The sequence below is a fragment of the Hydrocarboniphaga effusa AP103 genome (genome assembly GCF_000271305.1).
Taxonomy (GTDB): domain Bacteria; phylum Pseudomonadota; class Gammaproteobacteria; order Nevskiales; family Nevskiaceae; genus Hydrocarboniphaga; species Hydrocarboniphaga effusa.
Window position 1 is genome coordinate 212,337 of the sequence record NZ_AKGD01000003.1, and the last position, 12,168, is coordinate 224,504.

The window sequence follows — 12,168 nt, forward strand, 5'->3', positions numbered from 1 at the left end:
GTCGGTGACGGTGGCCAGCGTCAAAAAACGCATCGCCGAGCTGCGGCAAGCGCTCGAAGAGCATAACTATCGCTATTACGTGCTCGACGATCCGAAGGTCTCGGACGCCGAGTACGATCGTCTGTTCGAAGCGCTGCGGAAGCTCGAATCCGAGCATCCCGAACTGCTCACGTCCGATTCGCCGACGCAGCGCGTCGGTGGCGCTCCGCGGCCCGGCTTCGAAGAGGTGCAGCACCGGCTGCCGATGCAATCGCTGCGCAAGTGTGCGGATGAAGGCGAGCTGCGCGATTTCGATCGCCGCGTGCGCGAGACGCTCAACGTGGAATTCGCGACCTACGCTGCCGAACCCAAGCTCGATGGCCTCGCGGTTTCGCTGACCTACGAAAATGGCGTGTTCATGCGCGGAGCCACGCGCGGCGACGGCACCACCGGCGAAGACATCACCGAAAACCTGCGCACGATCCGGCGCATTCCGCTGCGCCTGCGCGGCGACGCGCCGCCCGTGATCGAAGTGCGTGGCGAGGTCTACCTGCCGCTCGCGGGTTTCAAGCGCATGGTCGAGGAGGCCACGGCCAGCGGCGACAAGGTGCCGGTCAATCCGCGCAACGCCGCGGCCGGCAGCCTGCGTCAGCTCGACTCGCGCATCACCGCCAAAAGGCCGCTCGCGTTCTACGCTTACGGTGTCGGTTACAGCGAAGGCTGGAAGGCGCCGAAGCTGCATTCGCAGGCGCTCGAACAACTGCGCGGCTGGGGTTTTCCGGTTTCGGAGTACGTGAAGACGGTGCAGGGCGTCGAAGGCTGCATCGCGTTCTTCGAGGACATCGCACGCAAGCGCGCCAAGCTCGGCTTCGACATCGACGGCGTCGTCTTCAAGCTCGACGATCTCGCGGGACGTGAAGAACTCGGCAGCGTCTCGCGCGAACCGCGCTGGGCCTGCGCGTACAAGTTCGCGGCCGAAGAGGCGCAGACGCTGCTCGAGGGCATCGAATTCCAGGTCGGCCGCACCGGCGCGATCACGCCGGTCGCGCGGCTCAAACCGGTGTTCGTCGGCGGCGCCAACGTCAGCAACGCGACCCTGCACAACATGGACGAGGTCAGGCGCAAGGACGTGCGCGTGGGCGACACCGTGCTGGTCCGGCGCGCGGGTGACGTGATTCCCGAAGTGATCGGCGCGGTACTCGAAGACGATGCCGCTCGCGCCGCGCACCTGCAGCGCCCCGAACCCGAGATGCTCACGCAATGCCCGGTCTGCGGCGGCAAGGTCGAGCGTGTCGAAGGCGAGGTCGTCGCGCGCTGCGCGAACGGTTTGTCGTGTCGCGCGCAGCTGCATGGCGCCTTGATCCACTTCGTGTCGCGCAAGGCGATGGATGTCGAAAAGCTCGGCGAGAAACTGCTCGCGCAGCTGATCGACCAGAACATCGTCAGGTCGCCAGCCGACATCTACGACACGAGCAAGGTCAACGCCGATGTGCTGACCGATCTCGAGCGCATGGCCGAGAAGTCGGCGTCGAACGTGATCGCGGCGATCGAGGACAGCAAGAGCACCACGTTCCAGCGCTTTCTGTACGCGCTCGGCTGTCCGCAGGTCGGCGAAACCACGGCGCGCGATCTGGCTCGCCACTTCGGCACGCTGGACGCGCTTTACGCCGCGACCGAAGCCGACGCGCCGACCGAGCACGACGAGGCGCTCAAGGACAAGGACCGCTTCCCGCAGCTGCGCGCGGTGCCCGATGTCGGCCCGACCGTGGCCGCGCATGTGGTGCACTTCTTCAACGAGCCGCACAACCGCGAAGTGATCGCCAAGCTCGTCGAGGCGGGCGTGAACTGGCCGGCGCCGAAAGCGGCGGCGACGGGGAATCTGTCCGGCAAGACCTTCGTCATCACCGGCACGCTGCCGGGTGTTTCGCGCGAAGAAGCGTCCGCGCTGATCGAAGCCAACGGCGGCAAGGTGTCGGGCAGCGTGTCGAAGAACACCGACTTTCTGCTCGCGGGCGAGGCGGCCGGTTCCAAACTCGCCAAGGCCGAGAAGCTCGGCGTCGCCGTGCTCGATTGGGCGGCGCTGCAAAACCTCATCGAGAACGGCCTGTGATCGTGCAACCTCGCGCCCGTGCCGATGCATGGCCGGCGCGAGGCGTTTGCGGCAGAGTGCGGACATGATCGCCTGGTTCTCCCTGCTGAGTTCGATCGCGCGCATCGCCATTGCGGTCACGCTGACCTGGCTGTGCGCGCAGGCGCTGCCGATCTGGGATGCCTGGCAGGCCTTCGATGCGCTGCCCGATTACGACTACGCCCTGCAGGCCGATAGCCTGCGCAGCCAGCAGCGCTATTCCGAAGCCTTGCTCGTCGCCGAAGCCGGGCTTTCGGAGTCGAGCGACAGCTTTCGGCACGAACAGCTCGGTGAACTGCGCCAGCGCATCGTCGATGAGCGTGACGACTGGCGTCGCAGGCTCGCCGACGCCGGCCAGGGCGCCTTGACCGGAACCGGCAATACGCCCGAAGCGCTCGCGGGTGCGGTGGTCGCGGACCTGTTCGTGTTCGGCGACATTCGCGACCTGGTCGTGCAGGGCGGCAAGGGGCTGCAGGGGCAGGAGGTCGACGAGGTGATCGTCGGCCTGTCGGCGGTCGGCATCGCGCTGACCGCGGCGCCGGCTTTCGATCTGGGCACCGCGCTGCTCAAGTTCGCGCGCCGGGTCGGGGCGATGACCGATGCCTTCGCGCATCAGGTCGCGAGTCTTGCGCGCCAGGCGATGGGCAGCCGCAGCGTGCTGCCGCTTGCCGAAGTCGCCGAGGACGCGGCCAGGCTCGGCAAGCGCGCCGAGCCCGCGGCGACGATCGCGATCCTCAAGAACGTCGATGACGCCGCGGCCCTGAAGTCGGCAGCGCGCGTTTCGGAACAGCAGGGCGGCGCTTTCGCGCTCTGGGTCGGCGAGCGGCCCGCGATCGAACTCGCCCAGGCCGGCGCCGACGGCGAAGCCTGGCTGCTGCGCTCGGCGCGCAAGGGCAAGGCCGGCATCGAATACGCCGCGCGCGAACTGCCCGTGCTGGCCCGCACGCACCCGCTGCTCGGGCTAGCCAAGGGCATCTACAAAGGCAACGTCCCGCGCCTGCTCGACGAAGCGCTCAAGCGCCACACGCCGCAACTGCTCGGCTTCCTGTTCGGCTGGGTGGTGTTCGAGGGCTTGCTGCTGATGTGGCGGATCAACCGCTTCGACGATCCGGCGCCGGCGTCCAAGTCATCGTCCGACGACGAGGCCGCGCCGAGGACGCGTGCCGAGCCGTCGATGCGGGCCGAGTCGAATGCGCCTCCAACCCGGCCTTCGCGCAAAGAACCCAGCCTCTAGGCAGCTTCTGAGAACCAGCTCACGGCGATTGATCGGCGCGAATGTTAACTGTTGATCACGTCTCTGTCTTTGCGGCGTCCAGGTGTGAGCGGGTCGTTAGGCAGACGTCGTTTGGCAGAAGTGTTATTGGTTGCGCTGCCGATTGCCGATCAAATCTGACTTGGGGGAGTCGATGGATGCAGGTTCTTGGACGGCGCTGAGCGCCGAGCAGATTCAGTCCGTTCGTTTTGGTGGCGAGCGCGTTTATGCCGGGGCGCTTTCAGCGCTGACACCTGCGCTCAACGTCGGTGCCGGGGACGGTGCACGTATCCGCCGCTTGTTGCTGGCCCGATCACTCTTGCTGTCCGAGGGCATGGCGCCCGCACCGTACACGGCGGCCAGACAATGCGCCGCCACGCTCGGAGTGACCGAGCCCATCGAGATTTATCAGGCGGCCGGGGCGGAAAACGCGGCCATGCACCACTGCCAGTCCCCCGTGCTGCTTGAGATTCAAGGGCGCCTGCTGTCACTGCTCGACGACAAGACGCTCGCTGCGGTGATGGGGCACGAACTCGGACATTACCTCGCTCACGGAGTGCACCACCCGCATGCTGCAGCGGCGCATACGGCGCGTCGATTGTTGCTCAACGAGTCCACGCACGACGACGGGGTGCTGGATCAGGCGCGTCGCCTGAGCATGGCGATGGAGTTGACGGCGGATCGTTTCGGCTTGCTGGCCTGCCGCGATCTCGATGCTGCGCTGAGGCTCGAAATGGTGGTTGTCACCGGCTTGCCGGCCAGCGAGCTGACTTGGGATACCCAGGCTTATCTCGAGCAGAGCCGCAGCCTGATCGACAGCATGCTCAGCGATGGCGAAACCGCGCTCGGATACAGCCATCCGGAGCACAGCTTGCGGGCTTATGCGCTGTGGCTTTTCAGCGAGTCCGATCTTTACCGGCAGCTCACTGACGATGGGCCGGGAACCCGGCCCATCGCGGAAGTCGACGAGCAGCTCATGCGCGTGCTCGGGCATTCCGAAGTCGAATTCGGCAACGCCACTGTTTTCGAAGAACCGCAGATCGAAGTGCAGGAATGCGCGCTCGCGGCCTGCGTGCTGGTGGCCGCCGCCGACGGCGAAATCCACGATGCGGAAGTGCAGGCGATCGAGCGCGTGTTCGCGCATTTGTTGCCGGACTGGCGCGAGTTGCTAGACCCGGCCGAAGCGCTTGCGCGCTTCCAGCAACTGGCTCCGGTGCTGTACGCCACCGGGCCTCGAGCGCAGCGTTCGCTGTTTGCCTTGCTCACGCACGTTTTGGCGGCCGATGGCGAGTGCGCGCCCGAGGAGATCGATCAGATTCTCGCGATCGGTTCGGCGCTTGGGTGCATTGGCCTTTTTCGCAGCCTGTTGCCTTCGGTGCTTGCGGCTTCGACGCTGTCGGTCGATATCGTCACCGAGGAGCCGGTGCGGTCCATTCCAATGCCCGCCGAGGCCAGGCAGGCGCGAGCTGCGTTGAAGGTTTACCTCGATCGCGTCGTGCGCCGTGGTGGCGATACGGTAACCGTGCGGCGACTCATGCGCTTGATCGGGGCTCCGAAGAATTCGGAAGACGTGCGCCGGGAACTCGAAAGCGCGGCCCGTGAGGCTGGCTTGCTGATCCAGCCGGCGATCGGAGATGAGCTGGACGCACTGCTCAAGTTGCAACTTGTTGCGGGCCCAAGCGCGGAGGTCAAGCAGGCTCCTGTGCAGACCGAAGACCCTGGCAGCCCTGCCGCTCGCCTGCGCAGAGCCATCACCCGCATGCGCGACAAGCTCGTCTCGGGAGACGGTCGCAGCCCTTCGATCCGACTGAGGGTTCCACGAGCGGGGCGCGCCTTTGACCTGCATCAGCTGGAAGACGTTTCGAATGGGTTGGCCGAGCGAGCCTTGGAGTTCGTGACTTCTGGTGGTTCGATCGTGGTACTCGACGGCGCTGATGCCGATGCCCACGAAGGCTCGCACCGGGCCTTGAACTCGCTCGTTGCGCTCGATCGCGAGCGTCAGAGCCGAACCGAAGAAACCGGGGCGGACGAGCTTTATCTGGGTTATCCGTTCCTTACCGGAACCGTCAACGGCTATCTGTTGCGTGGCCCGCTGGTTCTGTATCCGGCCGTGATCCAGCGGGATCGCGGGCGAGTTCGCCTGGTGGCGACCGCCAACGAAACGCCGATCGCGAACCAAGCCTTGCTGCGGCTGTTGCTGCGGCAAAAGCAGATCCCGTTCCCCGAGACTCTCGTCGAAGAATGTGATGCCGCGGCGGAGAGCGGCCCGAAGATGGTCGTCGAAGTGCTCGATCGTCTAGGCATCAAGCTGGTTCCGACCTGGGGACAGCTGCTGCCTTTCAAGGACCGCAACCAGGAACTCAATGGCTGGATCGACGATCGCCTCGAAATCGAGGAGTGCGCGGTACTGGGGCTGTTCCCTCAGTCGAGCTCGGATTTGTTGCACGACTATGACGAGTTGCTGACTCATCTGCAGGAAGGCAAGTCGCCCGGTTCGCTGTTCGCATGCGCCGGCGAAGTGTTACCTGCCGAACTCAAGGCGTTGTTGCCGGCCGAACCGCATGCGCCGGTTCTGGATTCAGTTGGCAGCGCACCGATTCCGGCGATTCATGCCGATCCGGTGCAGCGCGCGGTGCTCGAAAAAGCGCGAGCGAGTCGGGCGCTGGTCATTGATGGCCCTCCGGGAACCGGCAAGAGTCAGGTGATCGTGAACCTGGTTGCCGATGCCTTGCTGCGTGGCGAAAAAGTGGCTGTGGTCTGCGAAAAGCGCGCCGCGCTCGACGTGGTCGTCAATCGTCTAGAAGCTCTGGATTTTCGCCATCTGCTGGCTCTGGTGCATGACGTTCACGAGGACCGTCGCTCACTTTATCAGCAGGTGGCGGCGCGCATCGAAGAAGAGATCCAGCGCCCACGGCCCTCGGTTTCGATCGAGGCGCTGCATGCCCAGCGGCTCGAGATCGAACGCGATCTGTCCACGTTTTCGGAACGTTTGCGTTGGAGCAAGTCTGGCGTTTCGCTCGGCCAGGCTTATGTCTATCGATCGAGCTTCGACGTGCCGGCGATGCCGCTCGATCTCGGCCTGGAGGAGATTCCGGCCGAGGCCATTGAAGCGTTTGCTTCTACGCTGCAGGCATTGGCTCCGTTCGCCGACTTGTGGCGGCCGGATTCGGTGTGGCTGGCGCCCGGCGATGAGCCCAAGCGCCCGAATCTCGACACTCTCGATTCGCGCCAATCGGCGATCTATCTCGAAGCCTTGCAGCAGGCACAGCGGAACCGGCAGAGCTTTGAAGAGGCCTGTGCAGCGGCCGACATGGCGCCGGATGCACACTCGCTCGTGCGGATCGGGGCGGCGAGAATCGGCATCGAGGCAGTGCTAGCGAGTGCAAAGCTTCGTGAAGCCGCGTCGGACTTTCGCGTTTTTGCGGATTTGCTGGGGGCTGTGGAATCGTCAGCCGAGGTGTTCGGCTCGGTCGAATCGACGCTGGAGTCCATGCGATCACTGGAGATTATCCTGGCGAACGCTGGGCTGGAATCGACGCGCGATACGCATCTCCTGCTCCGGCGCTCGCAGATGCCGCTGGAGCTGGCACGCGCAGCGCTCGCATCGGCCAGCACGCCGGTTGCGCGTAGCGCGCTGTCGGCTTGGTGCAAGAACGAGGATTCGTCCGCCATCACGCTCCAGATTCAGGCGCTGACGCAGGCCTGGCAGCAACACGAAGTTCATGTCCAGGGTTTTTCGACACCAGTGGATTGGAGCGATACCCCGCAGGCGATAGCTGCCGGTTCCGTGCTAGCCGCCACGAGCAGTAGTCCGCTGCGATTCTTCAAGCCGTCCTGGTGGAAGGCGAAGAAGCAATTCACGGAGCACTTGGCGCAGCAATGGCCTGAAAAGGCCGGTGCATCGCCAAGTGCCGATCTGTTCGATCAAATCGACAAGCGCCGCTCAGCCGCCAAGGGCTGGGTGACGATCAAATCGCTGGCTGCACTGATTTCGCATTCCTCAACGCCCGCCGACGCTACTGAGGCCAGCTTGGCAGTTCGGCAGATCGTGGCGGCTTGCGATCAGGCCGCTTTGATCGCGCAAGCCAAGATGGCGTTGCAAGGCCTGGGCTTGTGGCCGGCGCCGATGCTCGCCGTGGGGTGGGCCAGCTGGGGGCAGCGTGTCGAGGCTTGCCTTGCGGCATTGCCGGCGATCGCGGAGGCTGAAGAGCGCTATGTCGGTTTGCGCAAGCTGCTGCCGCGATCGGAATTGGCGATGAGCGTTCCGGCGCTCGAACAGGTGCAGCGCATCGCCAAGGGGGTGGTCGCGATCGCTTCGGAACGCATTGCTTTGCAGGCCGTGCGGTGCTGGCCCGAATCGACGCAGGAAGTCGCGGCGATCACCGCTTGGGATCGGCGGGTCAGCAGCTTGCTTGCCGTGCTTGCGGCTTCGGCCTCATTGAATGCCGTACTGAGTCCGGCTCAGGTGCTGTTGCCCTGGCTCGGCGCGGAGACATCCGCGGCGCAGTGGTCTTCTCGGGTCTCCGCTTGGCGGCAGCATGCGAGCCGGCTGGCCGAATCGGATCGCTTGCTGCTCGCTGCCCAGGCTCAGCATCGTTCGGCTCGCGGGCTGTTGGTCCAGCTTGCGCAAAGCGCCGATGTGACGCCGGGGCAATGGACGGAATCAGTGCTGAAGACCTGGGCCGCCGGTGTCGTCGCCGCGCTCGACCCGGTTCCGGACATCTCTTTGTCGGAACTGCTCGAACACGATGCGGAAAGCGAACACGCGGAGCGCTACCGCCGACACTCCGGTGAAGCGACCGACAAGATCGCTTCGCTGGTGCTCGCCAAGCAGGACGAAAACGGCTGGCTGCGTACGCCTGCGGCGGCCAAAGGTGCGCGGCGGACCGACGTGCAGGCGACCAAGGAAGCGATGCTCAAGGAGGCGCGCAAGCAGCGTGCGCTGCTGCCGTTGCGCACCTTCGTCCGCCGCTACGTCGGCCAGGGGCTGCTCGACGCGCTGCCGGTCTGGCTGCTGTCGCCAGAGACGATGGTGCAGCTGTTCCCGCGCGAAGCGTGTTTCGATGTCGTGATTCTCGACGAGGCTTCGCAATGCACGGTCGAAAACGGGCTGCCGGTCTTGATGCGGGCCAAGCGCGTGATCATCGCGGGCGACGAACGGCAAATGCCGCCGAGCAACTTCTTCAAGGCCACCAGCGACGACGAGGATTCCGTTGAAGCGCAGCAGGCTCCGCAGGACGTGCTGGACGCCGAGTCGTTGCTCGTGCTTGCACGCAGTCGCGTCGCACACGCCGGATTGGCCTGGCATTACCGCTGCCAGCAGGAGGAACTGATCGCATTCTCCAATCATGCGATCTATGGAGGCGGTCTCATGACGATTCCGTCCGTCATGAGCCGCAAAGCGCCCGCCGCTGTGTTCTGGCATGGCGTGCAGAACGCGCACTACGAGGAAGGTGTCAATCAGACCGAAGCGATCGCGGTGGTCGAACTGCTCAAGCGGCTCATGGAGCGGCTCAATCCTCCGACGATCGGAGTGGTGACGTTCAACCTCGCTCAGCGCAAGGTGATTCTCGACGCCATCGATCAGGTTCGTGCAGCGGATACGGCATTCGCGGCGTTGTACGACTCGCAGATGGCGCGCGAGCGCATCGACGAAAGACCGTTCGTGAAGAACCTCGAGAACGTGCAGGGAGACGAGCGCGACATCATCGTCTTTTCGCTCGGCCATGCGCCGCGCGAGCGCGTTAAGCGCAACGGCGGCAAGGAGCTTTATGTGCCTGCGCGCTTCGGTCCGGTTGGCCAGCGTGGTGGCGAACGCCGGCTCAACGTCGCGGTGTCACGGGCCAAGAAAGAGATTCACGTCGTTGCTTCGTTTGATCCCTCGATGCTCTCGGTGGCGACCAGCAAGAACGACGGGCCGCGCTTGTTCAAGGGTTTTCTGGAGTTCGCCAAAGCGATGGCGCTTGGGCATCGCAACGAAGCCGAGCGCGTGCTCGATCTCATGCGTGGGGCGCCGTTGAAGCGGTCGGCCCAGCTCGGGCTGGCCGAGTTGCCGATGTACGTTCCGCTCAAGGCTCAGCTGATGCTGGCGCTCGAACGAGAAGGCTTTCGCTGCGAACTCGATGTCGGCGCTTCGGGCTTTCGTGTGCCGCTGGCTCTGGTCAGTACCAGCGATCCGCACCGCTACTGCCTGGGATTGATGTTCATCGAAGGCGATCAGGCCGAAAGCCCGATTGAAGCCCACCTGCACGTGCCGGGTGTGCTGAATCAGCGTGGCTGGAAGCTCATGCGCATCAATGCGCGCGATTGGGGGCGGCAGCCGGCTGAGATCGTGCGGCGGATCAAGGCCGCGGCTACGGCCTGAAGCGGATAACGAAAGCCGGCCTGATCGGCCGGCTTTCGCACGAGAGCGGCTGGTGTCTCAGGTCACCACGTCCGGCGCCTTGCGCCCGGTGATCTCGCCGATCCTGATGAGCTGATCGGCGATCGCGGCCAGCGGGGCGAGCGCCTCGCCGGTCTTGTAGCCGAGCTTCTCCGCCGCCGTCTCGTAGCGCTCCAGGTACAGGCGCAGGGTCGCGCCCTTGGTGCCGGTGCCGGACAGGCGCAGGATCAGGCGCGCGGCCTCGCCGAAGACGATGCGGATGCCCTGCGACTTCGCCACGCTGCCGTCGACCGGGTCCTCGTAGCCGAATTCATCGGCCTGGCTGACGGTCCATTCGCCGAATTTCTGGCCGGCGAGCCGGGGCAGCGAGGCGATCAGCGTCTCCATGACCTGGTTGGCGACGGCGGTGGGCAGCTCGTCGTAGTCGTGGCGCGCGTAGTAATGGCGGCCGTACTGCTTCCAGTGGGCGTCGGCGATCTGCTGCATCGACAGACCGGTTTCGGCCAGCACGTTGAGCCAGGCGAGCACCGCCCAGACGCCGTCCTTCTCGCGCACGTGGTTGGAGCTGGTGCCGAAGCTCTCTTCGCCGCAGAGCGTGATGCGGCCCGAGTCGAGCAGGTTGGCGAAGAACTTCCAGCCGGTCGGCGTCTCGTAGCAGGCCAGGCCGCGACCCTTGGCGACCATGTCGAGCGCACGGCAGGTCGGCATCGAGCGGGCGACGCCGGCCAGGCCCTTCTTGTAGCCCGGCAGCTTGTCGAGGTGCGCGGCGAGCATCGCCAGCGAATCGCCCGGCGAGATGAAGATGCCGCGGCCGAGGATCATGTTGCGGTCGCCGTCGCCGTCCGAAGCGCCGCCGAGGTCGGGGGCGTGGTCCGAATACATCAGGTCGACCAGCGGCTTGGCGTAGATCAGGTTCGGGTCCGGGTGGCCGCCGCCGAAGTCTTCGAGCGGCGAAGCGTTCATTACGGATTTCTGCGGCGCCCCGAGCAGGTCGACGAAGATGCGCTGCGCGTACGGCCCGGTGACCGCGTGCATGGCGTCGAAGGCCAGCGAATGGCCTTTCTTGAACCAGTCGCGGATGCGGTCGAAGTCGAACAGGGTCTGCATCAGCGCGGCGTAGTCGTCCACGCAATCGACGACTTCGATGTCCATGTCGCCGAGTTTCTGGCTGCCGCGGCGATCGAGGTCGACCCAGACGTTCTCCTCGATCCGGTAGCGCGAGATGCTCTTGCTGGCCTCGTATATGCGGTTGGTCAGCGTCTCGCTGGCCTGACCACCGCCCGCGATGTTGAACTTGAGCCCAAAATCGCCGTCTTCGCCGGCCGGATTGTGGCTGGCGGTGAAAACGAGGCCGCCCGCGGCCCCGCTGATGCGGATCATGTGGCTCGACGCCGGGGTCGACAGAATGCCGCCCTGGCCGACGATGACCTTGGCGACGCCGTTGGCCGCGGCCATCGCGATCGCGGTCTGGATCGCCGTGCGGTTGTGGTAGCGGCCATCGCCGCCCATGACCAGGGTCTTGCCGCGCAGCGAGGTTTCGACGTCGAAGATCGACTGCAGAAAGTTTTCGAGATAGTGCGGCTGCTGGAACACCGCCACCTTCTTGCGAAGCCCCGCCGTGCCGGATTTCTGGTCGGAGAAAGGTTTTGTGGCGATTTCGCGAACGGGCATGGCGTTACGTGGTCCTATCGAAGTTGTGGGAGCGAGGCACTTTATTTCCAGTCACCTGACTCTAGCCCGCGTATGGGCCGACGGGAAGTTTGTTTTCCGCCTGTTGTGCCCTGAAGACGGTGCCCTTCTCCGCAATCGCCCCAGCCCTTGAATCAGCCCAGACAACCCTTATAGTCGGCCAATGCCTGCGATCTCTACTTCAAACCCTGCCGTCGTGGGTGGACAGACCCGGCGGCTCGCCCAGCTCCTCGACCTCTATGAGCGCAATTACAAGCTCATCGAGCGGCTGATTCCCGAGCTGGACCTGCCGTTCCAGGACGCGGTTTCGAACTCGAAGTCCGACCTGCCGCTGCATCTGTCGGTGCAGGAGCGCGATCGCTATACGGTCACGTTCAAGCTGACCTATGAGTTCATCGACGCCGACGGCGTGCGCCGCCACCCGGACATCTGGGTGCGCGTCTACCGCGACGCGGCAATGGCCGAGGCGCTCGAATGCAGCCACCGCCCGCCCTGGCAGGCCGAGGACGACGCCGATCCGAGCGCCTGGCGCTTCTTGAGCGAGCAGTGGAGGCGCAACCTCATGCTCGGCAAGTGGCTCGAATACCTGCTCGAGCACGGCCACGGCTTCACGCTGACCGCGCGTCCGCGCTCACGCTCGAAGTCCTCGGCGGCCTCGTCGGCGGCCTGAGCTTTGTCTTCCTCTCCCTCCGGGAGAGGCTGGGGTGAGGGATTCTGAGTACCAGCGACCCTGGGCGT

5 protein-coding genes are annotated in these 12,168 nt (G+C 65.0%); 4 read left to right on the plus strand and 1 reads right to left on the minus strand.

What is annotated here, in order from left to right:
* Positions 1-4 precede the first annotated feature (4 nt).
* From ligA to WQQ_RS17460, 3 genes are all read left to right on the plus strand, one after another.
* Entirely contained in the window at positions 5-2,089 is a 2,085-nt protein-coding gene (ligA, locus tag WQQ_RS17450) for an NAD-dependent DNA ligase LigA (RefSeq protein WP_007186560.1), read from the plus strand.
* A gap of 64 nt (positions 2,090-2,153) precedes the next feature.
* Positions 2,154-3,341, plus strand: a complete 1,188-nt coding sequence (locus tag WQQ_RS17455) for a hypothetical protein (RefSeq protein WP_007186561.1) — start codon at positions 2,154-2,156, stop codon at positions 3,339-3,341.
* Between the two features lie 172 nt (positions 3,342-3,513).
* Positions 3,514-9,723, plus strand: a complete 6,210-nt coding sequence (locus tag WQQ_RS17460; RefSeq protein WP_007186562.1) for an AAA domain-containing protein — start codon at positions 3,514-3,516, stop codon at positions 9,721-9,723.
* Positions 9,724-9,780: 57 nt separating this feature from the next.
* Here the strand turns inward: WQQ_RS17460 and WQQ_RS17465 are convergent, their stop codons facing one another.
* Positions 9,781-11,412 (minus strand): alpha-D-glucose phosphate-specific phosphoglucomutase, encoded by a 1,632-nt coding sequence (locus tag WQQ_RS17465; RefSeq protein ID WP_007186563.1) that lies wholly within the window; start codon positions 11,410-11,412, stop codon positions 9,781-9,783.
* A 214-nt stretch (positions 11,413-11,626) separates the two neighbouring features.
* Between WQQ_RS17465 and WQQ_RS17470 the strand changes: the two genes are divergently transcribed.
* Positions 11,627-12,100, plus strand: coding sequence for a DUF1249 domain-containing protein (locus WQQ_RS17470; protein ID WP_007186564.1), 474 nt, complete (start codon positions 11,627-11,629; stop codon positions 12,098-12,100).
* The last annotated feature ends 68 nt before the right edge of the window (positions 12,101-12,168 follow it).

Bases quoted from the DNA above. Each gene is read 5' to 3' on its own strand.
- WQQ_RS17460 (WP_007186562.1), top strand. From the start codon at position 3,514: ATGGATGCAGGTTCTTGGACGGCGCTGAGCGCCGAGCAGATTCAGTCC.
- WQQ_RS17465 (WP_007186563.1), bottom strand. From the start codon at position 11,412: ATGCCCGTTCGCGAAATCGCCACAAAACCTTTCTCCGACCAGAAATCC.
- WQQ_RS17455 (WP_007186561.1), top strand. From the start codon at position 2,154: ATGATCGCCTGGTTCTCCCTGCTGAGTTCGATCGCGCGCATCGCCATT.